Here is a 26,353-nt window from a genome sequence, read left to right as displayed (position 1 = left end):
ATAATACAACAAAACAAAAAACTTGTCAAGCAAAAAGAAGAATTGTTTTGGGAATCGTTTAAAAAATGGTATAATGAAAAGAAAACGATAAGGAGGGAAAGGATGCGTTGTCCAAAATGTGGGGCTACCAAGTCAAGTGTTATCGATAGTCGCCAAGCAGAAGAAGGGAACACCATTCGTAGAAGACGTGAGTGCGACGAATGCCAACACCGTTTTACAACCTACGAACGGGTAGAAGAAAGAACCTTAGTGGTTGTTAAAAAAGATGGCACACGGGAACAATTCTCCAGAGATAAAATCTTTAATGGGATTATCCGCTCAGCCCAGAAACGTCCTGTGTCAAGTGATGAAATCAACATGGTAGTCAATCGTATCGAACAGAAACTCCGTGGTCGAAATGAAAATGAAATTCAAAGTGAGGACATTGGTTCACTCGTCATGGAGGAGTTGGCTGAGTTAGATGAGATTACCTATGTACGTTTTGCCAGTGTCTATCGTAGTTTTAAGGATGTTAGTGAGTTAGAGAGCTTGCTCCAACAAATCACCCAGTCCTCTAAAAAGAAAAAGGAAAGATAAATGAAGCCAATTGACCGTTTTTCTTATCTAAAGAATAATCGGGTGTCGCAAGATACCTCATCTCTGGTACAGTGCTACCTCCCGATTATCGGTCAGGAGGCACTGAGCCTTTATCTTTATACGATTAGTTTTTGGGATAATGGCAGAAAGGAATATCTTTTTTCAAGCATTCTTAACCATCTCAACTTTGGGATGGATAGACTGATAAAATCCCTGAAAATCCTATCTGCTTTTAATCTCTTGACCCTCTATCAAAAGGGGGATGTTTATCAGCTAGCCCTCCATGCTCCTCTTTCAAGTCAGGATTTCTTGGAACATCCTGTTTATCGCAGACTTTTGGAGAAGAAGATTGGTGATGCAGCTGTGGAGGATTTGAAAGTTGAGAGCACTGAGGGAGAAGAAATACCTGTCTCACTCAATCAAGTCTTTCCAGATTTGGCAGAGCTGGGAAGTCAAGAAGACCTTGGTCTCAAGAAGAAAGTGGCCAACGATTTTGACTTGGACCATTTTCGTCAGCTTATGGCTCGAGATGGACTTCGCTTTGCGGATGAGCAGTCCGACGTCTTAAACCTCTTTGCCATTGCCGAGGAGAAGAAATGGACTTGGTTTGAAACCTATCAATTGGCTAAGTCAACAGCTGTTTCCCGGGTTATTTCAACCAAACGCATGCGGGAAAAAATCGCTCAAAAACCGATTTCCTCTGACTTTAGTCCTAAGGAAGCGACCATTATCAAGGAAGCCAAAAGTAAAACGGCCTTGCAGTTCTTGGCAGAAATCAAGCAAACACGCAAGGGAACTATTACTCAAACAGAAAGAGAACTCTTGCAACAGATGGCTGGCTTGGGCTTGCTGGACGAAGTCATCAATATCATTCTCTTGTTGACTTTTAATAAGGTGGATTCAGCAAATATCAATGAGAAATATGCCATGAAGGTAGCCAATGACTACGCCTATCAAAAGATACATTCGGCAGAAGAGGCAGTCTTACGAATTCGTGAGAGAGGGCAGAAGAATCAGGCTCAAAAAAGCAGTAACCCCAGTCCTGCCAAGTCCAATGTACCCAAGTGGAGTAATCCAGATTATAAGAATGAAACCAGCGAGGAAACTCGTCTGGAACTAGAACGTAAGAAACAAGAACTATTAGCTCGATTAGAAAAAGGAGGAGATTAGATGGAAAGTGTCGGAGACGTACTCAAACGTCAACCTAGCCGTTTTCATTATCAAGATTTGGTCCAGAAAATTATGAAGGACCCTGATGTTGCGGCCTTTATCCAGCAAGAATCCTTGACTCCAGAGGAATTAAATCGCAGTATCTCCAAGTTTAATCAATATATCACCGAGCGTGACAAATTTCTCCGTGGTGATACGGATTATATTGCTAAAGGCTACAAGCCGATTTTGGTTATGAATCATGGTTATGCGGATGTTTCTTACGAAGAAACTCCTGAACTAATTGCGGCGGAAAAAGAAGCGGCTATTAAGAACCGTCTCAAGTTAATCAATCTGCCAGCCAGTCTCAAGCAAGCTAGTTTGGCTCAAGTAGACTTGGATGATTTGGGTCGCTTGCCAGTTTTTGAAAAGTTATTAGCCTTCGTGGAGCAATATCCAGCTATTCGAAAAGGTCTTTACCTATATGGAGACTTTGGTGTGGGTAAAAGTTTCATGGTGGCTGCCTTAGCCCATGATTTGTCAGAAAAACGAGGTGTTTCATCAACTCTTCTCCATTATCCTAGCTTTGTCATTGATGCTAAAAATGCTATCAGTGATGGCAATGTGAAGACCTTGGTGGATGAGCTTAAGCTTTCTGAAGTCCTGATTTTAGATGACATTGGTGCCGAGCAATCAACAGCTTGGGTGCGTGATGAAATCCTGCAAGTCATTCTTCAATATCGGATGCAGGAAAATTTACCGACCTTTTTCACCTCCAACTTCAACTTTGAAGAATTGGAGCAGCATTTTGCTAAAGGGAAACATGGAAATGACGAAACCTGGGAAGCCAGACGAGTCATGGAACGCATCCGTTATTTGGCTGAGGAGACTCGTTTAGAAGGAGTGAACCGTCGATGACAGAAACAATCAAATTAATGAAGGCTCACACTTCAGTGCGCAGATTTAAGGAGCAATCCCTTCCTCAGGAAGACTTGACTGAAATCCTGACAGCAGCCCAAATGGCCTCGTCTTGGAAGAATTTCCAATCCTACTCTGTGATTGTGGTACGAAGTCAAGAGAAGAAAGATGCTCTGTATGAATTGGTACCTCAAGAAGCCATTCGCCAGTCAGCTGTTTTCCTTCTCTTTGTCGGAGACTTGAACCGAGCAGAAAAGGGAGCCCGACTTCATGCCAATTCATTCCAACCCCAAGGTGTAGAAGGTCTCTTGATTAGTTCAGTCGATGCGGCTCTTGCTGGTCAAAATGCCCTGCTGGCAGCTGAAAGCTTGGGCTATGGTGGTGTCATTATTGGCTTGGTGCGTTACAAGTCAGAAGAAGTTGCAGAACTTTTTAACCTGCCTGACTACACCTATCCTGTCTTTGGGATGGCACTAGGTGTGCCAAATCAACATCATGATGTGAAGCCAAGACTACCACTGGAGAATGTTGTCTTTGAGGAAGAATATCAGGAACAAACAGTTGATGTGATTGAGGCTTATGACCGTGTACAGGCTGACTATGCTGGGGCGCGTGCGACCACAAGCTGGAGTCAGCGCCTAGCAGAACAGTTTGGTCAAGCTGAACCAAGCTCAACTAGAAAAAATCTTGAACAGAAGAAGTTATTGTAGAAAGTGAGAAATTATGGCCCTACCAACTATTGCCATTGTAGGACGTCCCAATGTTGGGAAATCAACCCTATTTAATCGGATCGCTGGTGAGCGAATCTCCATTGTAGAAGATGTCGAAGGAGTGACACGTGACCGTATTTATGCAACGGGTGAGTGGCTCAATCGTTCTTTTAGCATGATTGATACAGGAGGAATTGATGATGTCGATGCTCCTTTCATGGAACAAATCAAGCACCAGGCAGAAATTGCCATGGAAGAAGCAGATGTTATCGTCTTTGTCGTGTCCGGTAAGGAAGGAATTACCGATGCAGACGAATACGTAGCCCGCAAGCTTTATAAGACCCACAAACCAGTTATCCTCGCAGTCAACAAGGTGGACAACCCTGAGATGAGAAATGATATCTATGATTTCTATGCTCTCGGTTTGGGTGAACCACTGCCTATCTCATCTGTCCATGGTATCGGTACAGGGGATGTACTAGATGCGATTGTGGAAAACCTTCCAAATGAATATGAAGAAGAAAATCCAGATGTCATTAAGTTTAGCCTGATTGGTCGTCCAAACGTTGGAAAATCAAGCTTGATCAATGCTATCTTGGGAGAAGACCGTGTCATTGCTAGTCCTGTTGCTGGAACAACGCGTGACGCTATTGATACCCACTTTACAGATACAGATGGTCAAGAGTTTACCATGATTGATACGGCTGGTATGCGTAAGTCTGGTAAGGTTTATGAAAATACTGAGAAATACTCTGTCATGCGTGCCATGCGTGCTATTGACCGCTCGGATGTGGTCTTGATGGTCATCAATGCGGAAGAAGGCATTCGTGAATACGATAAACGTATCGCAGGATTTGCCCATGAAGCTGGTAAAGGGATGATTATCGTGGTCAACAAGTGGGATACGCTTGAAAAAGACAACCACACTATGAAAAACTGGGAAGAAGATATTCGTGAGCAGTTCCAATATCTACCTTACGCACCGATTATCTTTGTATCAGCCTTGACTAAGCAACGTCTTCACAAACTTCCTGAGATGATCAAGCAAATCAGTGAAAGTCAAAATACACGTATTCCATCAGCTGTCTTGAACGATGTCATTATGGATGCTATTGCCATCAACCCAACACCGACAGACAAAGGAAAACGACTTAAGATTTTCTATGCGACTCAAGTGGCAACCAAACCACCGACCTTTGTTATCTTTGTCAACGAAGAAGAACTCATGCACTTTTCTTACCTGCGTTTCTTGGAAAATCAAATCCGCAAGGCCTTTGTCTTTGAAGGAACACCGATTCATCTCATCGCAAGAAAACGTAAATAAAAAAGCAGAATCTGGAATGACATTTCCAGATTTTTTTGATATAATAAAATAATAGAAAACGCTATCAAAAAGGAGGTGTCGATGAAACATTTGTTTAAATTTATAATCTTATTTCCCTGGTTTTACTTTTTCAACTGGATTGAAAAGGATAATAGAGAAAGTAAATTTTTCCCAATTTTTTACTATTTTTACTGGTTTTACATCCCCCTCTATGCTCTTTTTAGCCTTGCTTGGACAGTTGTTTCAGTTCTGTTTTTCAATATCGTCTTGAGAAATTTGACAGATATCAAGTTATGGGGCATTTGGTTTCTTTTTATTCTGCTAGCTATTGGTCTGAATTGGTTAACTTATTCCTGTTTCAAAAAAATGCTTAGACTAAGAAAGGAGTTAGGGAAATCTAAAGGTGGAAGGCATTGATTTATATGGTTTTTATTTTTAGGAGGTGGCTTATGAAGATTCCTCTCTTAACTTTGGCAAGGCATAAATTTGTTTATGTCTTGCTTACTTTGCTTTTTCTTGCTTTGGTTTATCGTGATGTTTTGATGACTTATTTCTTTTTTGATATTCATGCGCCCGATCTAGCTAAATTCGATGGACAAGCAATTAAAAATGACTTATTAAAATCAGCATTAGATTTTCGTATTCTCCAGTTCAATCTAGGTTTTTATCAATCATTTATTATTCCAATCATCATTGTTTTGCTAGGTTTTCAATATATTGAGCTGAAAAATAAAGTTTTACGATTGAGTATTGGAAGAGAAGTGAGTTATCAAGGGATACTTGCAAGTATCCCTTGTGTGATATATTTAGTGACTGTGCTGATAATTGCAATTTTAACTTATTTCTTTGGGACTTTTTCTCCTCTTGAATGGAATTCTCTATTTTCTGATGGGAGTAGTTTACAAAGGCTCCTAGATGGAGAGATAACAAGCTATTTGTTCTTTACTTGTGTCCTACTAATCGGTATTTTCATCAATGCAGTCTATTTTTTTAAAATAGTTGATTATTTAGGGAATGTGACTCGTTCGGCAATTGCCTATTTGATGTTTCTTTGGCTTGGTTCTATGATGCTCTATAGTATCTTGCCATACTATATGGTTCCTATGACGAGTTTGATGCAAGCTAGCTATGGGGATGTCAGTTTGATGAAACTCTTTACTCCTTATATCCTTTATATTGTCCCTTATATGGTGCTTGAAAAATATGAAGATAATGTTTAAGAACTTTAACAATACTTGGCTAAAGAGAAAGATCGTTTTACTACTTCGTATAGTTTTGATGATGATTTTGATAAACTATCTATTGTCAACAGTGGTTCAAAAGCAGGATGTTTTTCTCTTTTTCAAGAGGGAATTGATTTCAATCTTTTCCTATAATGACTATTCTGAAGCGAATTTAGAAATCCCCAAACTCTTGTTAAACCTTTCGATTTTCATGGTAGGATGGCTCTCTGTCATTTTGCTTGAAAGTGATTTGGCAGACCATTACCATCACTTAATTCGCTATCAATCAAGTTCCTTTTTCGATTATACAAGGAAACGATTGGTTGTCATCTCTAAATTTTTTATTCAAGATTTATTTGTCTGGTTCCTTGGTTTACTTCCTCTAGGAATTCATTTCAAAACAGTCGCACTTTTCTTTTTACTTGCTCAGTTAATGATCTTGTACTTACTACTGTCTTATCTGATAGCACTGATTAGTGCGGGCGCTGGTTTTTCCTTTTTTCTCTATTTTTTAGCATTTGTGGGACAAGAATGGATGATGGATCATATTGTAACAGTGTATTTAGTACTCTTAAGTTTATTAGTTATGTTGATTGTTAGTCGCTTGGAAGAGAAATTTAAGAAAGGATAAACGATGAGACTTGAAATTATAAATGGACAGAAAATTTATGGGAAAAGACCTATTTTAAATGAGTTAAATCTGGTCTTTCAATCAGGAAAAATTTATGGACTTAAAGGTGATAATGGATCTGGCAAAACGGTTCTTTTAAAGGTACTTGCTGGTTATATTAAGCTTGACAAAGGAAAAGTTCTTCAAGATGGGAAAGTTTACGGGGTAAAAAATCATTATATTCAGGATGCAGGGATTTTAATTGAAAAGGTAGAGTTTCTATCTCATTTATCCCTTAGAGAAAATTTGGAACTGTTAAGGTATTTTTCATCTAAAGTTACGGAAAAAAGAATTGCCGATTGGATCCAATATTATGATTTAAAGGAATTTGAAGATGTTGAATACCGTCATTTATCCTTAGGAACAAAGCAAAAAATAGCTTTGATTCAAGCCTTTATTGCCGAACCATCTATACTCTTTCTCGATGAACCCATGAATGCTTTGGATGAGAAGAGTGTGAGGTTAACCAAACAGGTCATTTTATCTTACCTGAAAAAAGAAAATGGTCTGGTTATCCTGACATCACACATATCGGAAGATATTTCAGACCTTTGCACAGATGTATTAGTTGTCGAAAATGGACATATACAATATTTAAAGGATATACAATCCTAGGAGGTGGCTTATGGAACATCTAAAATCATTTATTACACGCTATTCTAAGGTCTATATTGGTTTAGTTCTGTTGATCTGGCTGGCTTTCTTCTTTCTTCCTTGGGGCAGTCCGATTCTGGGGGGGAAGATTGACCTCTTCAGCATACAGAAAGTCTTGCTAGTTTTTGGTATTCTGTCTATTTTGATGGCCTTGCTGTCCAAGAAAGTCAGTCTCTTTGTTTTTGGATTGATCTGCTGTTTTTCTCTTTGGATAAATCTATTTATCCTATTTGCGATTTTGCCGATTTTTGTTGGCAATTAAAGCATCATAAAAGTCAGAGAGGTTAGCTTGGAAACTAGCCTCTTTTTCCTTTTCAAAATGGGGATTCTTCCTTGAAAATAATCAGTAATTGTGCTAAAATTAAAAGAACATTCTAAAATATTCGGAATTTAAAGTAAGGAAAAACATGGCTAATATTTTAAAAACAATTATCGAAAATGATAAAGGAGAAATCCGTCGTCTGGAAAAGATGGCTGACAAGGTTTTCAAATACGAAGACCAAATGGCTGCTTTGACTGATGACCAACTAAAAGCAAAAACAGTTGAATTTAAAGAACGTTATCAAAATGGAGAATCACTGGATTCATTGCTTTATGAAGCATTTGCGGTTGTCCGTGAGGGTGCCAAACGTGTCCTAGGCCTCTTCCCATATAAGGTTCAGGTCATGGGGGGAATCGTTCTTCACCATGGTGACGTGCCAGAAATGCGTACAGGGGAAGGGAAAACCTTGACTGCGACTATGCCGGTATACCTCAATGCCCTTTCAGGTAAAGGGGTTCACGTAGTTACGGTCAATGAATACCTGTCAGAACGTGACGCGACTGAAATGGGTGAATTGTACTCATGGCTTGGCTTGTCAGTAGGGATTAACTTGGCTGCCAAATCTCCAATGGAGAAAAAAGAAGCCTATGAGTGTGATATTACCTACTCAACCAACTCAGAAATCGGATTTGACTACCTTCGTGATAACATGGTCGTTCGCGCTGAAAACATGGTACAACGTCCGCTTAACTATGCCTTGGTCGATGAGGTTGACTCAATCTTGATTGATGAGGCGCGTACACCTTTGATCGTATCAGGTGCTAACGCAGTTGAAACCAGTCAACTCTATCACATGGCAGACCACTATGTAAAATCTTTGGACAAAGACGACTACATCATCGATGTGCAGTCTAAGACTATTGGTTTGTCTGATTCAGGGATTGACAAGGCGGAAAGCTACTTCAAACTTGAAAATCTCTATGACATCGAAAACGTAGCTCTGACTCACTTTATCGATAATGCCCTTCGTGCCAACTACATCATGCTTCTCGATATTGACTATGTGGTCAGCGAAGAGCAAGAAATCTTGATTGTCGACCAATTTACAGGTCGTACCATGGAAGGTCGTCGTTATTCTGATGGATTGCACCAAGCCATTGAAGCCAAAGAAGGTGTGCCAATTCAGGATGAAACCAAGACATCTGCCTCAATCACTTACCAAAACCTTTTCCGTATGTACAAGAAATTGTCTGGTATGACAGGTACAGGTAAGACCGAGGAAGAAGAATTCCGTGAAATCTACAACATTCGTGTGATTCCAATCCCAACAAACCGTCCTGTTCAACGGATTGACCACTCAGACCTTCTTTATTCAAGTATCGAAGCTAAGTTTAAAGCGGTTGTCGAAGACGTTAAGGCTCGTTACCAAAAAGGTCAGCCTGTCTTGGTTGGTACAGTAGCAGTTGAAACCAGTGACTATATTTCTAAGAAATTGGTTGCAGCTGGCGTTCCTCACGAAGTTTTGAATGCCAAAAACCACTATAGAGAAGCCCAAATCATCATGAATGCTGGCCAACGTGGTGCCGTTACCATCGCAACCAACATGGCCGGTCGTGGTACCGACATCAAGCTTGGTGAAGGGGTTCGTGAATTGGGTGGACTTTGTGTGATTGGTACAGAACGCCATGAAAGCCGTCGTATCGATAACCAGCTTCGTGGACGTTCAGGTCGTCAAGGAGACCCAGGTGAGTCACAATTTTATCTATCCCTTGAAGATGACTTGATGAAACGTTTTGGTTCTGAACGCTTGAAAGGAATCTTTGAACGTCTCAACATGTCTGAAGAGGCCATTGAGTCTCGTATGTTGACGCGTCAGGTTGAAGCGGCTCAGAAACGTGTCGAAGGAAATAACTACGATACCCGTAAACAAGTCCTTCAATACGATGATGTCATGCGTGAACAACGTGAGATTATCTATGCTCAACGTTACGATGTCATCACTGCAGACCGTGACTTGGCACCTGAAATTCAGGCTATGATCAAACGCACGATTGAACGTGTCGTTGATGGTCATGCGCGTGCCAAACAAGATGAAAAACTAGAAGCGATTTTGAACTTTGCTAAGTACAACTTGCTTCCTGAAGATTCTATTACGATAGAAGACTTGTCAGGCTTGTCTGATAAGGCGATTAAGGAAGAACTCTTCCAACGTGCCTTGCAAGTTTACGATAGTCAGGTTTCAAAACTACGTGATGAAGAAGCAGTTAAAGAATTCCAAAAAGTCTTGATTCTACGAGTGGTAGATAACAAGTGGACAGATCATATCGATGCCCTTGATCAATTGCGTAATGCGGTTGGACTTCGTGGCTATGCTCAGAACAACCCTGTTGTTGAGTATCAGGCAGAAGGTTTCCGTATGTTTAATGACATGATTGGTTCGATTGAGTTTGATGTGACACGCTTGATGATGAAAGCACAAATTCATGAGCAAGAAAGACCACAGGCAGAACGCCATATCAGTACAACAGCGACTCGCAATATCGCTGCCCACCAAGCAAGTATGCCAGAAGATTTGGATTTGAGCCAGATTGGACGCAATGAACTTTGCCCATGTGGTTCTGGTAAGAAGTTTAAAAACTGTCACGGTAAAAGACAATAAAATGAGATAGTTTAGAGGCGGATACCTTGTGAAAAGTAAATTTTTACTTGGTATCCGTTTGCTTTATAAGGAGATGAGTTATGGTATTTACAGCAAAAAGTCCTAAAATCAATATTGAAGAAGTTCGTGCCTTATCAAAATTAGAAGGCCAAGCTTTGGGGAGAAAATCTCAGCGTGATCAAGAGCTAGAAGCCATTATACGTGGAGAAGACCAGCGAATTCTCTTGGTAATCGGGCCATGCTCATCTGACAATGAAGAAGCTGTTCTTGAGTACGCTAAGCGTTTGGCAGTCTTACAAGAAGAAGTGGCAGACCGTATCTTTATGGTTATGCGTGTTTACACTGCCAAACCTCGTACCAACGGAGATGGCTATAAGGGTTTGATTCACCAGCCTAACGCGACAGAAGCGCCAAGCCTCATCAACGGAATCAAAGCCGTTCGCCATCTTCACTATCGTGTCATCACGGAAACAGGGATGACAACTGCTGATGAAATGCTTTATCCTGAAAACCTTCCGCTTGTAGATGATTTGATTTCTTACATGGCGGTTGGTGCCCGTTCAGTTGAAGACCAGCAACACCGCTTTGTAGCAAGTGGGGCAGGATTTTCGACTGGGTTTAAAAATCCAACCTCTGGAAATCTCAATGTTATGTTTAATGGGATTTATGCTGCTCAAAACAAACAAAGTTTCCTTTTCCTAGGAAAAGAAGTGGAAACAACTGGGAACCCGCTTTCGCACGCCATTCTTCGTGGTGCTCTTAATGAGTATGGAAAAAATATTCCCAACTACTATTATGACAATTTAATTGACACCATTGCCCAGTATGAGAAAATGGGCTTGGAAAATCCTTTTATCATCATTGATACCAATCATGACAATTCTGGTAAGCAGTATATGGAACAGATCCGAATTGTCCGCCAGACCTTGATTAACCGTGCTTGGAATGAAAAAATCAAGCAGTTCGTTCGTGGTTTTATGATTGAGTCTTATCTGGAAGATGGTCGACAAAATGAGCCAGAAGTGTTTGGTAAGTCTATCACAGACCCTTGCCTGGGTTGGGAAAATACGGAAGCCCTTGTCAGAGAAATTTACAAAACGTTAGGAGAATAAGATGGCATTTATTGAAAAAGGTCAAGAAATCGATATGGAAGTCATCAAGGCTGAAACCCAATTGTCTGCGGAAGCCTTGAGACTCAAGGAAAGCCGTGACAGGGAATTGGCAGATATTATTTCAGGGGAAGATGACCGTATCCTCTTGGTGATTGGTCCTTGCTCTTCTGATAATGAAGAGGCGGTCTTGGAATATGCCCGCCGTTTGTCCGCTTTGCAAAAGAAGGTGGTGGACAAGATTTTCATGGTTATGCGCGTGTATACTGCTAAACCTCGGACTAACGGAGACGGCTATAAGGGCTTGGTGCACCAGCCAGATACTTCTAAGGCTCCAAGCCTGATTAACGGTTTGCAGGCTGTGCGCCAGTTGCACTACCGCGTGATTACAGAGACTGGTTTGACGACGGCAGATGAGATGCTTTATCCGTCAAATCTAATCTTGGTGGATGACTTGGTCAGCTATCATGCCGTTGGCGCTCGTTCTGTGGAAGACCAAGAGCACCGCTTTGTGGCTTCTGGGATTGATGCACCAGTAGGGATGAAAAATCCAACCTCTGGAAATTTGGGTGTTATGTTTAACGCCATCTATGCTGCTCAAAACAAGCAAACCTTCCTTTATCATGGGCAGGAAGTTGAGACTTCAGGTAATCCTTTATCCCATGTCATCCTCCGTGGAGCAGTCAATGAGTATGGCAATTATATGCCGAATTACTACTATGAAAATCTACTCCAAGCCATTGAACGCTATGAAACAATGGGACTTGAAAATCCCTTTATCCTCATTGATACCAACCATGATAACTCAGGCAAGCAGTATATGGAGCAGATTCGAATTGTTCGCCAGACCTTGCAAAATCGTGATTGGAATGAGAAAATCAAAAAGACAGTTCGAGGATTTATGATTGAATCTTACCTAGCAGATGGTCGTCAAAACCAACCAGAGGTCTTTGGTTGCTCTATTACCGACCCTTGCCTAGGTTGGGAAAATACAGAGGCCTTGGTAGAAGAGATTTATGCTACCTTAACAAAATAAGTGAAAAGGATGGAGTTGGGGAATCTCAACTCCTTTTGATGAGAATGATAGTTGGACACGGAATTGACATCGAAGAATTAGCTTCGATAGAAAGCGCAGTTACACGACATGAAGGTTTTGCTAAGCGCGTGCTGACCGCTAAGGAAATGGAGCGCTTCACCAGTCTCAAAGGGCGCAGGCAAATCGAATATTTAGCTGGTCGCTGGTCGGCTAAGGAGGCCTTTTCCAAGGCCATGGGAACGGGTATTGGAAAACTCAGTTTTCAGGATTTGGAAGTCTTGAATAATGAACGCGGGGCGCCTTATTTTAGTCAGTCACCATTTTTAGGAAAGATTTGGCTGTCTATCAGCCACACCGATCAGTTTGTGACAGCCAGTGTCATTTTGGAGGAAAATCATGAAAGCTAGTCCGCATAGACCAACCAAGGCTCTGATTCATCTGGGAGCTATTCGACAAAATATTCAGCAAATGGGAGCTCATATCCCTCAAGGAACGCTTAAGTGGGCTGTGGTCAAGGCCAATGCCTATGGTCATGGAGCTGTTGCCGTTGCCAAGGCGATTCAAGATGATGTTGATGGTTTTTGCGTTTCGAATATCGATGAAGCCATTGAACTCAGACAGGCTGGGCTTAGCAAGAAAATCCTTATTTTAGGAGTTTCTGACATCGAAGCTGTTGCTCTAGCTAAAGAATACGACATCACCTTGACGGTTGCTGGACTGGAGTGGCTTCAAGCGCTCTTAACTAGAGAAGAAGACCTAGCTGGATTGACAGTCCACCTCAAGATTGACTCAGGCATGGGACGGATTGGTTTTAGAGAGGCCAGTGAAACTAATCAGGCTCAAGACTTGCTCAGACAACATGGTGCTCGTGTTGAAGGGATTTTTACCCACTTTGCTACTGCAGACGAGGAATCAGATGACTACTTTAATGTCCAGTTAGAACGGTTTAAAACTATTTTAGCTAGTATGAAAGGTCTTCCAGACTTAGTTCATGCTAGCAACTCAGCAACGACTCTTTGGCATGCAGAGACTATTTTCAATGCGGTCCGTATGGGAGATGCTATGTATGGTCTCAATCCAAGTGGAGAGGTTTTGGACTTGCCTTATGACTTGAAACCAGCCTTGATCTTGGAATCTGCTCTGGTTCATGTCAAGACAGTTCCAGCTGGAGCTTGTATGGGCTACGGAGCTACCTATCAGGCGGATAGCGAGCAGGTTATCGCGACCGTGCCAATCGGCTATGCGGATGGATGGACACGAGACATGCAGAATTTCTCTGTCTTGGTAGATGGCCAAGCTTGCCCAATCGTCGGTCGGGTTTCGATGGACCAGATTACCATTCGTCTGCCTAAGCTTTATCCGCTAGGAACCAAGGTAACCTTGATTGGCTCCAACGGTGACAAGGAAATCACTGCAACTCAGGTAGCTGCCTACCGTGGGACTATTAACTATGAGGTGGTTTGTCTCCTCAGCGACCGCATTCCGAGAGAATATTATTAGAAAAGAAAGGAGTGGAGCATGAATCTACATCAACCCTTGCATGTCTTACCTGGTGTGGGACCAAAGTCAGCAGAAAAATACGCCAAACTAGGAATTGAAAATTTGCAAGATCTCTTGCTCTACTTTCCTTTCCGTTACGAAGATTTTAAGACCAAGCAGGTGCTGGAACTGGAAGACGGGGAAAAGGCAGTTCTGTCTGGTCAAGTCGTGACTCCTGCCAGTGTCCAGTATTATGGTTTCAAACGCAATCGTCTACGCTTTAGTCTCAAGCAGGGAGAAGTTGTTTTTGCGGTGAATTTCTTTAACCAGCCCTATCTAGCAGATAAGATAGAGTTGGGAGCAACTCTTGCTGTCTTTGGAAAATGGGACCGTGCCAAGGCTAGTTTGACTGGGATGAAGGTCCTGGCTCAGGTGGAAGATGACCTCCAACCTGTCTATCGCTTGGCTCAGGGAATCAGTCAGGCCAGTTTGGTCAAGGTCATCAAGACAGCCTTTGATCAGGGACTGGACCTCTTGATTGAGGAAAATCTTCCCCAGTCTTTGCTGGACAAATACAAACTCATGTCCCGTTGTCAGGCTGTTCGTGCCATGCATTTCCCCAAGGATTTGGCAGAATACAAGCAGGCTCTTCGCCGTATCAAATTTGAGGAACTCTTTTATTTCCAAATGCAATTGCAGACGCTCAAGTCTGAAAATAGAGTTCAGGGAAGTGGTCTGGTTTTGAATTGGTCTCAGAAAAAAGTGACAGCAGTCAAAGAAAGCTTGCCTTTTGCCTTGACTCAAGCTCAAGAAAAAAGTTTGCTGGAAATTTTGGCTGACATGAAGTCCGACCATCACATGAATCGTCTCCTGCAAGGGGATGTGGGGAGCGGGAAAACAGTAGTTGCTGGCTTGGCTATGTTTGCAGCAGTGACAGCTGGTTATCAGGCTGCCCTCATGGTACCAACAGAAATCCTTGCAGAGCAACACTTTGAGAGTTTGAAGGGGCTTTTTCCTGACTTGAAACTGGCTCTCTTGACAGGTTCCTTGAAAGCTGCAGAAAAGAGAGAAGTCTTGGAGACTATTGCCAAGGGTGAGGCTGATTTGATTATCGGAACTCACGCTCTGATTCAGGATGGGGTGGATTATGCTCGCCTTGGCTTGATTATCATCGATGAGCAGCACCGTTTTGGTGTGGGGCAAAGGCGGATTTTACGGGAAAAAGGCGACAATCCAGATGTTCTCATGATGACGGCGACTCCGATTCCACGGACCTTGGCTATCACAGCCTTTGGAGATATGGATGTTTCCATTATCGACAAGATGCCAGCAGGACGGAAGCCTATTGTGACTCGCTGGATTAAGCATGAGCAACTACCTCAGGTCTTGACTTGGTTAGAGGGAGAAATCCAAAAAGGTTCACAAGCCTATGTCATCTCTCCCTTGATTGAAGAATCAGAAGCTCTGGATTTGAAAAATGCCATTGCCTTATCAGAGGAGTTGACAGCTCATTTTGCAGGCAAGGCAGAGGTGGCTCTTCTACATGGTAAGATGAAGAGTGATGAAAAAGACCAGATTATGCAGGAGTTCAAAGAGCGAAAAACGGATATTCTAGTTTCGACAACGGTTATCGAGGTTGGGGTTAATGTTCCCAATGCGACCGTTATGATTATCATGGATGCCGATCGGTTCGGGCTCAGCCAGCTTCACCAGCTTAGAGGTCGTGTCGGTCGGGGAGACAAGCAGTCCTACGCTGTTCTCGTTGCCAATCCTAAGACGGATTCTGGGAAAGACCGCATGCGCATCATGACAGAAACTACCAATGGTTTTGTTCTTGCGGAGGAAGATTTGAAAATGCGTGGTTCAGGTGAGATTTTTGGAACCAGACAATCAGGTCTCCCAGAATTTCAAGTGGCTGATATTATCGAAGATTTTCCGATTTTAGAAGAAGCCAGAAAGGTTGCTAGCTACATTAGTTCTATTGAAGACTGGCAAGAGGATCCAGAGTGGCGCATGATTGCCCTTCATCTGGAGAAGAAAGAACATCTGGATTAAGCTTTCTCTAAGGAAAACTTAAGCTAGCTTTCAGGTTTGACCCTTATACTAGAGTCATCAAAAAGAAACGAGGACTCTCACATGACAGTAACTATTAAAGTAAATTACCAAACCACTTTCCAAAAGAAAGAAGCAAAAAACTAATATAAATAGAAGGAAGAAAGAGCGAAATGCTCTTTTTTCGCTACACAGAAGCTTGGAAAGAAGATCCAGAGTGGCGCATGATTGCCCTTCATCTGGAAAAGAAAGAACATCTGGATTAAGCTTTCTCTAAGGAAAACTTAAGCTAGCTTTCAGGTTTGGCCCTTATACTAGAGTCATCAAAAAGAAACGAGGACTCTCACATGACAGTAACGATTAAAGTAAATTACCAAACCACTTTCCAAAAGAAGGAAGCAAAAAACTAGTATAAACAGAAGAGAGAGCGAAATGCTCTTTTTTCGTTACACAGAAGCTTGGCAAGAGGATCCAGAGTGGTGCATGATTGCCCTTCATTTGGAAAAGAAAGAACATCTAGATTAAGCTTTCTCTAAGAAAATCTTAAGCTAGCTTTCAGGTTTGGCCCTTATACTAGAGTCATCAAAAAGAAACGAGGACTCTCATATGACAGTAACGATTAAAGTAAATTACCAAACCACTTTCCAAAAGAAGGAAGCAAAAAACTAGTATAAACAGAAGAGAGCGCGAGATGCTCTTTTTTCGTTACTAAAACTACTTTCAGTCTGTAGCTTTGAAGAAAGAAAGGCTAAATTTACTTTCTATTTATACTCAATGAAAATCAAAGAGCAAACTAGGAAACTAGCCGCAGGTTGCTCAAAGCACTGCCTTGAGGTTGTAGATAAGACTGACCAAGTCAGTTACATATATAATCCAAGGCGACGTTGACGTGGTTTGAAGAGATTTTCGAAGAGTATTACCCTTCTTTCTTGCATTGCTTCCCTAGATATGTTACAGTTGTGATAGCGATTACAAAACAAAAGGAGCATGCTATGAAAAATCCAGCTTTGTTAGAAGAAATCAAGACTTATAAAGGCAGGGATGAGGTTCCAGAAGACTTTGATATTTTCTGGGATGAGGAAGTGAAAAAAGTTTCCACGCTTCCAGCCTACCAGTTGGAGGAAAGAAATTTCCACATTCCTCAAGTCAAGTGCTATGAGTTAACCTTTGAAGGAACCAATGAAGGCAAGGTCTATGCACGCGTCGTTCTTCCAAAGAGTGAGGATAAAGTTCCAATAATTTTCCATTTCCATGGTTATATGGGACGTGGCTGGGACTGGACCGACATGCTGTCCTTCACTGTAGCTGGTTACGGTGTTGTTTCGATGGATGTTCGAGGCCAGTCGGGCTATTCACAAGACGGTTTGCGCTCTCCTATTGGAAATACGGTTAAAGGGCATATCATCCGTGGTGCTGTGGAAAGTCGTGACCACCTCTTTTATAAGGATGTTTATTTGGATATTTACCAGTTGGTTGAAATCATTGCCAGTCTATCTGAGGTTGATGAGGAGCGACTTTCTAGCTATGGTGCCTCACAAGGAGGGGCCTTAGCTCTGGTTGCAGCAGCACTCAATCCACGGATTCAGAAAACAGTTGCCATCTATCCTTTCTTGTCAGACTTTAGACGGGTGCTTGAGATTGGCAATACCAGTGAAGCTTATGACGAACTGTTCCGTTATTTCAAGTTCCATGATCCTTTCCATGAAACTGAAGAAGAAATCATGGCGACCCTTGCCTATATTGATGTCAAAAATCTTGCCCATCGTATCAAGGGTGAGGTCAAGATGATTACGGGCTTGGACGACGCTGTTTGCTATCCCATTACCCAGTTTGCGATTTATAATCGTCTGACTTGCGATAAGGCCTATCGTATCATGCCTGAGTATGCTCACGAAGCCATGAATGTATTTGTCAATGACCAAGTCTACAACTGGCTTTGTGGTAGTGAGATTCCTTTCAAATATCTAAAATAAGGAGTCGACTCTAGGCACAAAATCTTAAAAAACACAAACACGCATAGTATCAGGTAATTAAAAAAACTTGATATTATGCGTTTTATAGTGCATTGAATCTATATTAGGACACAACAATTCTTAAATCATTGTTAGAAATTGGTTTGAATTTTCCAATCAATTTGTTCGATTTTTACATCATTGCATTATATCATGTGACTATTAACCTTGTTTTCTCCTAAAATTGACTTTCTTGTTTTTTATCTTGTCCACTCGAAACAAGTGTTGTAAGAATTTGATTATTTTTGAAAGTACTTTTAATGTAGTTTATATACTTAAAAAGATTTGAAACTAAATTCCAAATTAGAAAAAGACTTGAAATACTAAAAAAAAAAAAAGTATACTCTAATTGAAAACGGTAACAAAACTAATTTAGAGTATTTCTCTCTTAAAAAGTTCTTGGTGAAACGAGATGTAGAAAGGAGATTTAGCCAAAGAGTCTACTAGTGCTAGAATAATAGATTAGAATTATTTTAGAAAAACTAATACTCAATGAAAATCAAAGAGCAAACTAGNNGACGTTGACGCAGTTTGAAGAGATTTTCGAAGAGTATAAGTGAGCAGCTTATAAATTCAATTCCCCAAATAGATTCATACTAGTATCTTTTGCAAAAAATAAAGGGCGACTTTCTTCATGAGTATCAATTTCATCTATAAGGAAGGTAGCTAATTGAACTAATTTATTTGTTCTGTTTGTCGCTAGAAAAATCAGACCTCCTTGTGAAGATTGAGGAGATACTGAATGAAAATCAAAGAAGAAACTAGCAAGCTAGTAGCAGATTGCCCAAAATACCGCTTTAAGGTTGTAGATAAGACTGACCTATATAATCCAAGGTGAAGCGACTGTGGTTTGAAGAGATTTTCAAAGAGTATAGGCTAGAGAGTGTTGTGTTTTTATGTCCTTCTAGTAGAAAATGCTAGACAGAAGAATGGGGAACTTGGATAGGAAAAATAGATTGAGAAAGGAGGTTAGAAGAGATGATTATTACAAAAATTAGTCGTTTAGGAACTTATGTGGGAGTAAATCCACATTTTGCAACATTGATAGATTTTCTAGAAAAAACAGGACTAGAAAATTTAACAGAAGGTCCGATTGCTATCGATGGTAATCGATTGTTTGGGAGTTGCTTTACTTATCTAGCAGATGGTCAAGCAGGAGCCTTCTTTGAAACCCACCAAAAATATTTGGATATTCATTTAGTTTTGGAAAACGAAGAAGCCATGGCTGTTACGTCGCCAGAAAATGTAAGCGTTACCCAAGAGTATGATGAAGAGAAGGATATTGAATTATACACAGGGAAAGTGGAACAGTTGGTTCATTTGAGAGCTGGCGAATGTCTCATCACTTTTCCAGAAGATTTACATCAACCCAAGGTTCGTATAAATGATGAACCTGTGAAAAAAGTTGTCTTTAAAGTTGCGATTTCTTAATGTAGAAAGGGAAGAACGATGAAAAAAATGAGAAAGTTTTTATGTCTAGCTGGAGTTGCGCTAGCAGCTGTTGCCTTGGTAGCTTGTTCAGGAAAAAAAGAAGCTACAACTAGTACTGAACCACCGACAGAATTATCTGGTGAGATTACAATGTGGCACTCCTTTACTCAAGGACCCCGTTTAGAAAGTATTCAAAAATCAGCAGATGCTTTCATGCAAAAGCATCCGAAAACGAAAATCAAGATTGAAACATTCTCTTGGAATGACTTCTATACTAAATGGACTACAGGTTTAGCAAATGGGAATGTGCCAGATATCAGTACAGCTCTTCCTAACCAAGTAATGGAAATGGTCAACTCAGATGCTTTGGTTCCGCTAAATGATTCTATCAAGCGTATTGGACAGGATAAATTTAACGAAACTGCCTTAAATGAAGCAAAAATCGGAGATGATTACTACTCTGTTCCTCTTTATTCACATGCACAAGTTATGTGGGTTAGAACTGATTTGTTAAAAGAACATAATATTGAGGTTCCTAAAACTTGGGATCAACTCTATGAAGCTTCTAAAAAATTGAAAGAAGCTGGAGTTTATGGCTTGTCTGTTCCGTTTGGAACAAATGACTTAATGGCAACACGTTTCTTGAACTTCTACGTACGTAGTGGTGGTGGAAGCCTCTTAACAAAAGATCTTAAAGCAGACTTGACAAGCCAACTTGCTCAAGATGGTATTAAATACTGGGTTAAAATGTATAAAGAAATTTCACCTCAAGATTCTTTGAACTTTAATGTCCTTCAACAAGCTACCTTGTTCTATCAAGGAAAAACAGCATTTGACTTTAACTCTGGCTTCCATATTGGAGGAATCAATGCCAACAGTCCTCAATTGATTGATTCGATTGATGCTTATCCTATTCCAAAAATCAAAGAATCTGATAAGGACCAAGGAATTGAAACCTCAAACATTCCAATGGTTGTTTGGAAAAATTCAAAACACCCAGAAGTTGCTAAAGCATTCTTAGAATCACTTTATAATGAAGAAGACTACGTTAAATTCCTTGATTCAACTCCAGTAGGTATGTTGCCAACTATTAAGGGGATTAGCGATTCTGCAGCCTATAAAGAAAATGAAACTCGTAAGAAATTTAAACATGCTGAAGAAGTGATTACTGAAGCTGTTAAAAAAGGTACTGCTATTGGTTATGAAAATGGACCAAGTGTACAAGCTGGTATGTTGACTAACCAACACATTATTGAACAAATGTTCCAAGATATCATTACAAATGGAACAGATCCTATGAAAGCAGCAAAAGAAGCAGAAAAACAATTAAACGATTTATTTGAGGCTGTTCAGTAGGTGTAAAAGACTAGAAAATAGGTGGGCTAGTGAGCTGAAAAGCCCTAGCCCAATCTTGTAAAAGAAGGGAGAAGGAGAATGGTTAAAGAACGTAATTTAACTCGCTGGATATTTGTTTTGCCAGCTATGATTATCGTAGGATTACTCTTTGTTTATCCGTTTTTCTCGAGTATTTTTTATAGCTTTACCAATAAGCATTTGATTATGCCCAATTATAAATTTGTTGGTTTAGCTAACTATAAAGCTGTGCTATCAGATCCCAACTTCTTTAATGCGTTCTTTAATTCAATTAAGTGGACCATTTTCTCATTAGTTGGTCAAGTTTTAGTAGGGTTTGTATTGGCTTTAGCTCTTCACAGAGTACGCCACTTCAAGAAATTATATAGGACCTTATTGATTGTTCCTTGGGCATTTCCTACAATCGTTATTGCCTTCTCTTGGCAATGGATTCTAAACGGGGTTTATGGCTATTTACCTAATCTAATCGTAAAATTAGGTTTAATGGAACATACGCCTGCATTTTTGACAGATAGTACATGGGCATTCCTATGTTTGGTGTTTATCAACATTTGGTTTGGAGCGCCGATGATTATGGTTAATGTACTTTCAGCTTTGCAAACAGTACCCGAAGAACAATTTGAGGCTGCTAAGATAGATGGTGCTTCAAGTTGGCAAGTGTTCAAATTTATCGTCTTTCCACATATTAAAGTGGTTGTAGGGCTTCTAGTTGTTTTGAGAACTGTATGGATCTTTAATAACTTTGACATTATCTACCTAATTACAGGTGGTGGACCAGCCAATGCTACAACGACGCTTCCAATTTTTGCCTACAACCTAGGTTGGGGAACTAAATTGTTGGGTCGTGCTTCAGCAGTTACAGTATTGCTCTTTATCTTCTTGGTGGCAATTTGCTTTATCTACTTTGCTATCATCAGTAAGTGGGAAAAGGAGGGTAGAAAATAATGAAGAAGAAATCCGGTATTTATTTAGATATTCTCTCACATGTACTCTTGATTGGTGCGACCATTGTTGCAATTTTCCCATTGGTATGGATTATCATATCTTCTGTCAAAGGGAAAGGGGAATTAACTCAGTATCCAACACGATTTTGGCCTGAACAGTTTACATTGGATTATTTCACTCATGTTATCAACGATTTGCACTTTATTGATAACATTCGAAACAGTTTAATCATTGCCTTAGCTACAACCCTTATTGCGATTATTATTTCTGCTATGGCAGCCTATGGTATTGTTCGATTCTTCCCTAAATTGGGAGCAATCATGTCGAGACTACTCGTCATTACCTATATTTTCCCACCAATTCTGTTAGCAATTCCCTATTCAATTGCCATTGCTAAAGTTGGATTAACAAATAGTTTATTTGGCTTGATGATGGTTTATCTATCTTTTAGTGTTCCATATGCAGTTTGGCTCTTAGTTGGATTTTTCCAAACAGTTCCAATTGGAATTGAAGAAGCAGCTCGAATTGATGGTGCAAATAAATTTGTTACGTTTTATAAAGTTGTACTACCGATTGTAGCACCAGGTATTGTAGCAACAGCTATTTATACATTTATCAATGCTTGGAATGAATTCTTGTATGCTTTGATTTTGATTAACAATACAGGAAAGATGACAGTAGCAGTAGCCCTTCGTTCGCTTAATGGTTCAGAAATACTAGACTGGGGAGATATGATGGCAGCATCTGTTATTGTAGTTCTTCCATCAATCATTTTCTTCTCTATCATCCAAAATAAAATTGCAAGTGGATTGTCAGAAGGATCTGTGAAGTAATACTCAATGAAAATCAAAGAGCAAACTAGGAAACTAGCCGCAGGCTGCTCAAAGTACAGCTTTGAGGTTGCAGATGAAACTGACGAAGTCAGCTCAAAACATGTTTTTGAGGTTGCAGATAAAACTGACGAAGTCAGCTCAAAACACGTTTTTGAGGGTTGTAGATGAAGCTGACGAAGTTAGCTCAAAACATGTTTTTGAGGCTGTAGATGAAGCGACGTTGACGCGGTTTGAAGAGATTTTCGAAGAGTATAAGTTAAAATTAGAAAGTTTATTCAATAATAAAGGAGAAAAAACATGGTTAAATATGGTGTTGTTGGAACAGGATATTTTGGAGCTGAGTTAGCTCGTTATATGCAAAAGAATGATGGAGCAGAGATTACTCTTCTCTATGACCCAGATAATGCAGAGGCAATTGCAGAAGAATTGGGAGCGAAAGTAGCAAGTTCCTTAGATGAGTTGGTTTCTAGCGATGAAGTAGATTGTGTTATTGTCGCAACTCCAAATAATCTTCATAAGGAACCAGTTATTAAGGCTGCACAGCATGGTAAAAATGTTTTCTGTGAAAAACCAATTGCGCTTTCTTATCAAGATTGTCGCGAGATGGTCGATGCATGTAAAGAAAACAATGTAACCTTTATGGCAGGACATATTATGAATTTCTTTAATGGTGTTCATCATGCAAAAGAACTCATTAATCAAGGAGTTATCGGAGACGTTCTATATTGTCACACTGCTCGTAATGGTTGGGAAGAACAACAACCGTCCGTATCATGGAAAAAAATTCGTGAAAAATCAGGTGGTCACTTGTATCACCACATCCATGAGTTGGATTGTGTTCAATTCCTTATGGGTGGCATGCCTGAAACTGTAACTATGACAGGTGGAAATGTAGCCCATGAAGGTGAACATTTCGGTGATGAAGATGATATGATTTTTGTCAATATGGAATTTTCTAGTAAGCGTTTTGCCTTGTTAGAATGGGGTTCAGCTTATCGTTGGGGTGAACATTATGTCTTAATCCAAGGAACCAAAGGTGCCATTCGCTTAGACTTATTCAACTGTAAAGGAACTCTTAAGCTAGATGGACAAGAAAGTTATTTCTTGATTCACGAATCGCAAGAAGAAGATGATGATCGGACTCGTATCTATCATAGTACAGAGATGGATGGAGCAATTGCTTATGGTAAACCAGGTAAACGTACTCCATTATGGCTATCATCTGTCATTGATAAAGAAATGCGCTATCTGCATGAGATTATGCAAGGAGCTCCAGTATCAGAAGAATTTGCAAAACTTTTGACAGGTGAAGCTGCCCTAGAAGCAATTGCTACTGCAGATGCTTGTACCCAGTCTATGTTTGAAGATCGCAAAGTAAAATTGTCAGAAATTGTAAACTAAATTTTGGTATTCTCCTATTATAGGTCGACTTGCTCCTCTGAAAGTACTTTTAGAGGAGCTGTTTGACTTGGCTAGTTTTTGAAACTGAAATCTATTATACTACAAACTCTTGAAAGCGTTTTAATTTTAAGGTATAATAATCTCATAGAAATAAAGAAAAAAGAAAGGGAGGAAAGAAGATGCCACAGATTAGTAAAGAAGCCTTGATTGAACAAATCAAAGATGGAATCATCGTTTCTTGTCAGGCTCTTCCTCATGAACCGCTTTATACAGAAGCGGGAGGGGTGATTCCCTTGCTGGTCAAAGCGGCTGAGCAAGGTGGAGCAGTCGGTATCCGAGCCAATAGTGTTCGCGATATCAAGGAAATTAAGGAAGTCACCAAACTTCCGATTATTGGGATAATCAAACGAGATTATCCGCCACAAGAACCCTTCATCACGGCTACTATGAAAGAAGTTGATGAATTGGCAGAACTGGACATCGAGGTGATTGCTCTGGATTGTACCAAGCGTGAACGCTACGATGGTTTGGAAATTCAAGAGTTCATTCGTCAGGTCAAGGAGAAATATCCTAACCAGCTCTTGATGGCGGACACCAGTACTTTTGAAGAAGGATTGGCAGCGGTCGAAGCAGGAATTGACTTTGTCGGAACAACCTTATCAGGCTACACATCCTACAGTCCAAAAGTGGATGGTCCAGATTTTGAACTCATCAAAAAACTCTGTGATGCCGGTGTAGATGTCATTGCAGAAGGAAAAATTCATACACCAGAACAAGCCAAACAAATCCTTGAATACGGAGTGCGAGGCATCGTTGTTGGTGGCGCTATTACTAGACCAAAAGAGATTACAGAACGCTTCGTTGCTGGTCTTAAATAAGATGTGAGGGGGGGAGTTTTATATTTAAAGTTTTACAAAAAGTTGGAAAAGCTTTTATGTTACCTATAGCTATACTTCCTGCAGCAGGTCTACTTTTGGGGATTGGTGGTGCACTTTCAAACCCAACCACGATAGCAACTTATCCAATACTAGACAATAGTATTTTTCAATCGATATTCCAAGTAATGAGCTCTGCAGGAGAGGTTGTATTCAGTAACTTGTCACTACTTCTCTGTGTGGGATTATGTATTGGCTTAGCGAAACGAGATAAAGGAACCGCTGCGTTAGCAGGAGTAACTGGTTACTTAGTTATGACTGCAACGATCAAAGCTCTGGTAAAACTTTTTATGGCAGAAGGATCTGCAATTGATACTGGAGTTATTGGAGCATTAGTTGTCGGAATAGTTGCCGTATATTTGCACAACCGATATAGCAATATTCAATTACCTTCCGCTTTAGGATTCTTTGGAGGTTCACGCTTCGTTCCTATTGTTACATCGTTCTCTTCTATCTTAATTGGCTTTGTCTTCTTTGTTATTTGGCCACCTTTCCAACAACTTCTTGTTTCTACAGGTGGATATATTTCTCAGGCAGGTCCAATTGGAACTTTTCTATATGGATTTTTAATGAGACTTTCTGGAGCAGTAGGCTTACATCATATGATTTATCCTATGTTTTGGTATACTGAACTTGGTGGTGTTGAAACTGTTGCAGGACAAACAGTGGTTGGAGCTCAAAAAATATTTTTTGCTCAATTAGCCGATCCGGCTCATTCTGGATTATTTACAGAAGGAACAAGGTTTTTTGCAGGTCGTTTCTCAACAATGATGTTCGGTTTACCGGCTGCCTGTTTAGCGATGTACCATAGTGTTCCTAAGAATCGTCGTAAAAAATACGCGGGTTTGTTTTTTGGAGTTGCTTTAACATCTTTTATTACCGGTATTACAGAACCAATTGAATTTATGTTTCTATTCGTCAGTCCGGTTCTATATGTTGTTCACGCATTCCTTGATGGTGTCAGCTTCTTTATTGCAGACATCTTAAATATTTCAATAGGAAACACATTTTCAGGAGGTGTAATCGATTTCACTTTATTTGGAATTTTGCAGGGGAACGCTAAGACGAATTGGGTTCTTCAGATTCCATTTGGACTTATTTGGAGTGTTTTGTATTATATTATTTTTAGATGGTTCATTACTCAATTCAACGTTCTAACGCTAGGAAGAGGAGAAGAAGTAGATTCTAAAGAAGTTTCTGAATCCGCAGATTCAACTTCAAATACTGCGGATCATTTAAAACAGGATAGCCTACAAATTATCAGAGCCTTGGGTGGATCAAATAATATAGAAGATGTAGATGCTTGTGTGACACGTTTACGTGTAGCTGTAAAAGAAGTTAATCAAGTTGATAAAGCACTTTTAAAACAAATTGGTGCAGTTGATGTCTTAGAAGTGAAGGGTGGCATTCAAGCAATCTATGGAGCAAAAGCAATCTTATATAAAAATAGTATTAATGAAATTTTAGGTGTAGATGATTAAGTACTTACTGACTTAATAAAAAATAGAGGAGAGTGATTGATGAGTAGAATGAAATGAAATCGCATACAAGAAATAAAGAACTCATTATCCAAGTTGGATACGCTTATTACATAGGAGAAT

General features: G+C 40.2%; 25 protein-coding genes. All 25 read left to right on the top strand.

Annotated features, from left to right (window positions below; translation table 11 throughout):
- The first annotated feature begins 102 nt into the window (after positions 1–102).
- The 25 genes from nrdR (at position 103) to HT711_RS07190 (ending at position 26,233) form a co-directional block, all read left to right on the top strand.
- Positions 103–576 (top strand): transcriptional regulator NrdR, encoded by a 474-nt coding sequence (nrdR, locus tag HT711_RS07310; protein ID WP_001203672.1) that lies wholly within the window; start codon positions 103–105, stop codon positions 574–576.
- Positions 577–1,746 (top strand): replication initiation and membrane attachment family protein, encoded by a 1,170-nt coding sequence (locus HT711_RS07305; RefSeq protein ID WP_173233155.1) that lies wholly within the window; start codon positions 577–579, stop codon positions 1,744–1,746. It abuts the gene before it with no gap.
- Positions 1,747–2,643, top strand: a complete 897-nt coding sequence (gene dnaI / locus HT711_RS07300; RefSeq protein ID WP_173233153.1) for a primosomal protein DnaI — start codon at positions 1,747–1,749, stop codon at positions 2,641–2,643.
- A complete protein-coding gene (locus HT711_RS07295) occupies positions 2,640–3,353 on the top strand; it encodes an NADPH-dependent oxidoreductase (RefSeq protein WP_173233151.1) in 714 nt (237 codons plus the stop codon). Before dnaI ends, HT711_RS07295 begins: the two co-directional genes overlap by 4 nt.
- A 13-nt stretch (positions 3,354–3,366) precedes the next feature.
- Positions 3,367–4,677: a ribosome biogenesis GTPase Der gene (gene der / locus HT711_RS07290; protein WP_001207696.1), complete on the top strand. Its 1,311-nt coding sequence runs from the start codon at positions 3,367–3,369 to the stop codon at positions 4,675–4,677.
- A gap of 81 nt (positions 4,678–4,758) precedes the next feature.
- On the top strand, positions 4,759–5,094 hold the full coding sequence (locus HT711_RS07285) for a hypothetical protein (RefSeq protein ID WP_173233148.1): 336 nt from the start codon (positions 4,759–4,761) through the stop codon (positions 5,092–5,094).
- A 32-nt stretch (positions 5,095–5,126) separates the two neighbouring features.
- Positions 5,127–5,897: a hypothetical protein gene (locus HT711_RS07280; RefSeq protein ID WP_173233146.1), complete on the top strand. Its 771-nt coding sequence runs from the start codon at positions 5,127–5,129 to the stop codon at positions 5,895–5,897.
- Positions 5,890–6,531 (top strand): hypothetical protein, encoded by a 642-nt coding sequence (locus tag HT711_RS07275; protein ID WP_173233286.1) that lies wholly within the window; start codon positions 5,890–5,892, stop codon positions 6,529–6,531. Before HT711_RS07280 ends, HT711_RS07275 begins: the two co-directional genes overlap by 8 nt.
- 3 nt (positions 6,532–6,534) lie before the next feature.
- A complete protein-coding gene (locus tag HT711_RS07270; RefSeq protein ID WP_173233144.1) occupies positions 6,535–7,185 on the top strand; it encodes an ABC transporter ATP-binding protein in 651 nt (216 codons plus the stop codon).
- 10 nt (positions 7,186–7,195) lie between these two features.
- A complete protein-coding gene (locus HT711_RS07265) occupies positions 7,196–7,486 on the top strand; it encodes a hypothetical protein (protein WP_173249913.1) in 291 nt (96 codons plus the stop codon).
- Between the two features lie 145 nt (positions 7,487–7,631).
- Positions 7,632–10,145, top strand: coding sequence for a preprotein translocase subunit SecA (gene secA / locus HT711_RS07260; RefSeq protein ID WP_173233141.1), 2,514 nt, complete (start codon positions 7,632–7,634; stop codon positions 10,143–10,145).
- Positions 10,146–10,225: 80 nt separating this feature from the next.
- Positions 10,226–11,257, top strand: coding sequence for a 3-deoxy-7-phosphoheptulonate synthase (locus tag HT711_RS07255; RefSeq protein ID WP_173233139.1), 1,032 nt, complete (start codon positions 10,226–10,228; stop codon positions 11,255–11,257).
- 1 nt (position 11,258) lies between these two features.
- Complete coding sequence (locus tag HT711_RS07250) at positions 11,259–12,290, top strand: 3-deoxy-7-phosphoheptulonate synthase (RefSeq protein WP_173249912.1); 1,032 nt, start codon at positions 11,259–11,261, stop codon at positions 12,288–12,290.
- Between the two features lie 44 nt (positions 12,291–12,334).
- Complete coding sequence (acpS, locus tag HT711_RS07245; RefSeq protein ID WP_173233284.1) at positions 12,335–12,697, top strand: holo-ACP synthase; 363 nt, start codon at positions 12,335–12,337, stop codon at positions 12,695–12,697.
- Positions 12,687–13,790: an alanine racemase gene (alr, locus tag HT711_RS07240; protein WP_173233135.1), complete on the top strand. Its 1,104-nt coding sequence runs from the start codon at positions 12,687–12,689 to the stop codon at positions 13,788–13,790. Before acpS ends, alr begins: the two co-directional genes overlap by 11 nt.
- Positions 13,791–13,808: 18 nt before the next feature.
- Positions 13,809–15,824: an ATP-dependent DNA helicase RecG gene (gene recG, locus HT711_RS07235; protein ID WP_173233134.1), complete on the top strand. Its 2,016-nt coding sequence runs from the start codon at positions 13,809–13,811 to the stop codon at positions 15,822–15,824.
- A 989-nt stretch (positions 15,825–16,813) separates the two neighbouring features.
- Positions 16,814–17,794, top strand: coding sequence for an acetylxylan esterase (locus HT711_RS07230; protein ID WP_173249911.1), 981 nt, complete (start codon positions 16,814–16,816; stop codon positions 17,792–17,794).
- 1,017 nt (positions 17,795–18,811) lie between these two features.
- Positions 18,812–19,264 (top strand): YhcH/YjgK/YiaL family protein, encoded by a 453-nt coding sequence (locus tag HT711_RS07225; RefSeq protein WP_173234597.1) that lies wholly within the window; start codon positions 18,812–18,814, stop codon positions 19,262–19,264.
- Between the two features lie 18 nt (positions 19,265–19,282).
- Positions 19,283–20,620, top strand: coding sequence for a sugar ABC transporter substrate-binding protein (locus tag HT711_RS07220; protein WP_000738775.1), 1,338 nt, complete (start codon positions 19,283–19,285; stop codon positions 20,618–20,620).
- A 78-nt stretch (positions 20,621–20,698) separates the two neighbouring features.
- The gene (locus HT711_RS07215) at positions 20,699–21,583 is read left to right on the top strand and encodes a sugar ABC transporter permease (protein ID WP_000237985.1); all 885 of its coding nucleotides are present in this window, start codon (positions 20,699–20,701) and stop codon (positions 21,581–21,583) included.
- Entirely contained in the window at positions 21,583–22,416 is an 834-nt protein-coding gene (locus HT711_RS07210; RefSeq protein WP_000730331.1) for a carbohydrate ABC transporter permease, read from the top strand. The genes HT711_RS07215 and HT711_RS07210 overlap by 1 nt, the downstream gene beginning before the upstream one ends.
- 73 nt (positions 22,417–22,489) lie before the next feature.
- Positions 22,490–22,762, top strand: coding sequence for a hypothetical protein (locus HT711_RS07205; RefSeq protein WP_173234593.1), 273 nt, complete (start codon positions 22,490–22,492; stop codon positions 22,760–22,762).
- Positions 22,714–23,817, top strand: coding sequence for a Gfo/Idh/MocA family oxidoreductase (locus HT711_RS07200; RefSeq protein WP_173234598.1), 1,104 nt, complete (start codon positions 22,714–22,716; stop codon positions 23,815–23,817). The genes HT711_RS07205 and HT711_RS07200 overlap by 49 nt, the downstream gene beginning before the upstream one ends.
- Positions 23,818–23,996: 179 nt before the next feature.
- Positions 23,997–24,695: an N-acetylmannosamine-6-phosphate 2-epimerase gene (locus HT711_RS07195; RefSeq protein ID WP_001135655.1), complete on the top strand. Its 699-nt coding sequence runs from the start codon at positions 23,997–23,999 to the stop codon at positions 24,693–24,695.
- Between the two features lie 20 nt (positions 24,696–24,715).
- The gene (locus HT711_RS07190; RefSeq protein ID WP_025172073.1) at positions 24,716–26,233 is read left to right on the top strand and encodes a PTS transporter subunit EIIC; all 1,518 of its coding nucleotides are present in this window, start codon (positions 24,716–24,718) and stop codon (positions 26,231–26,233) included.
- Positions 26,234–26,353: the final 120 nt, after the last annotated feature.

The sequence above is a fragment of the Streptococcus sp. 1032 genome, from assembly GCF_013277015.1.
Taxonomy (GTDB): Bacteria; Bacillota; Bacilli; order Lactobacillales; family Streptococcaceae; genus Streptococcus.
The sequence above is the reverse complement of the archived record's forward strand: the minus strand, read 5'-3'. Positions and strand labels throughout refer to the sequence as shown.

What these genes read in the sequence shown, in the direction of transcription:
- nrdR (WP_001203672.1), top strand. Translation starts at nt 103, where the DNA reads ATGCGTTGTCCAAAATGTGGGGCTACCAAGTCAAGTGTTATCGATAGT.
- HT711_RS07305 (WP_173233155.1), top strand. Translation starts at nt 577, where the DNA reads ATGAAGCCAATTGACCGTTTTTCTTATCTAAAGAATAATCGGGTGTCG.
- dnaI (WP_173233153.1), top strand. Translation starts at nt 1,747, where the DNA reads ATGGAAAGTGTCGGAGACGTACTCAAACGTCAACCTAGCCGTTTTCAT.
- HT711_RS07295 (WP_173233151.1), top strand. Translation starts at nt 2,640, where the DNA reads ATGACAGAAACAATCAAATTAATGAAGGCTCACACTTCAGTGCGCAGA.
- der (WP_001207696.1), top strand. Translation starts at nt 3,367, where the DNA reads ATGGCCCTACCAACTATTGCCATTGTAGGACGTCCCAATGTTGGGAAA.
- HT711_RS07285 (WP_173233148.1), top strand. Translation starts at nt 4,759, where the DNA reads ATGAAACATTTGTTTAAATTTATAATCTTATTTCCCTGGTTTTACTTT.
- HT711_RS07280 (WP_173233146.1), top strand. Translation starts at nt 5,127, where the DNA reads ATGAAGATTCCTCTCTTAACTTTGGCAAGGCATAAATTTGTTTATGTC.
- HT711_RS07275 (WP_173233286.1), top strand. Translation starts at nt 5,890, where the DNA reads ATGTTTAAGAACTTTAACAATACTTGGCTAAAGAGAAAGATCGTTTTA.
- HT711_RS07270 (WP_173233144.1), top strand. Translation starts at nt 6,535, where the DNA reads ATGAGACTTGAAATTATAAATGGACAGAAAATTTATGGGAAAAGACCT.
- HT711_RS07265 (WP_173249913.1), top strand. Translation starts at nt 7,196, where the DNA reads ATGGAACATCTAAAATCATTTATTACACGCTATTCTAAGGTCTATATT.
- secA (WP_173233141.1), top strand. Translation starts at nt 7,632, where the DNA reads ATGGCTAATATTTTAAAAACAATTATCGAAAATGATAAAGGAGAAATC.
- HT711_RS07255 (WP_173233139.1), top strand. Translation starts at nt 10,226, where the DNA reads ATGGTATTTACAGCAAAAAGTCCTAAAATCAATATTGAAGAAGTTCGT.
- HT711_RS07250 (WP_173249912.1), top strand. Translation starts at nt 11,259, where the DNA reads ATGGCATTTATTGAAAAAGGTCAAGAAATCGATATGGAAGTCATCAAG.
- acpS (WP_173233284.1), top strand. Translation starts at nt 12,335, where the DNA reads ATGATAGTTGGACACGGAATTGACATCGAAGAATTAGCTTCGATAGAA.
- alr (WP_173233135.1), top strand. Translation starts at nt 12,687, where the DNA reads ATGAAAGCTAGTCCGCATAGACCAACCAAGGCTCTGATTCATCTGGGA.
- recG (WP_173233134.1), top strand. Translation starts at nt 13,809, where the DNA reads ATGAATCTACATCAACCCTTGCATGTCTTACCTGGTGTGGGACCAAAG.
- HT711_RS07230 (WP_173249911.1), top strand. Translation starts at nt 16,814, where the DNA reads ATGAAAAATCCAGCTTTGTTAGAAGAAATCAAGACTTATAAAGGCAGG.
- HT711_RS07225 (WP_173234597.1), top strand. Translation starts at nt 18,812, where the DNA reads ATGATTATTACAAAAATTAGTCGTTTAGGAACTTATGTGGGAGTAAAT.
- HT711_RS07220 (WP_000738775.1), top strand. Translation starts at nt 19,283, where the DNA reads ATGAAAAAAATGAGAAAGTTTTTATGTCTAGCTGGAGTTGCGCTAGCA.
- HT711_RS07215 (WP_000237985.1), top strand. Translation starts at nt 20,699, where the DNA reads ATGGTTAAAGAACGTAATTTAACTCGCTGGATATTTGTTTTGCCAGCT.
- HT711_RS07210 (WP_000730331.1), top strand. Translation starts at nt 21,583, where the DNA reads ATGAAGAAGAAATCCGGTATTTATTTAGATATTCTCTCACATGTACTC.
- HT711_RS07205 (WP_173234593.1), top strand. Translation starts at nt 22,490, where the DNA reads ATGAAACTGACGAAGTCAGCTCAAAACATGTTTTTGAGGTTGCAGATA.
- HT711_RS07200 (WP_173234598.1), top strand. Translation starts at nt 22,714, where the DNA reads ATGGTTAAATATGGTGTTGTTGGAACAGGATATTTTGGAGCTGAGTTA.
- HT711_RS07195 (WP_001135655.1), top strand. Translation starts at nt 23,997, where the DNA reads ATGCCACAGATTAGTAAAGAAGCCTTGATTGAACAAATCAAAGATGGA.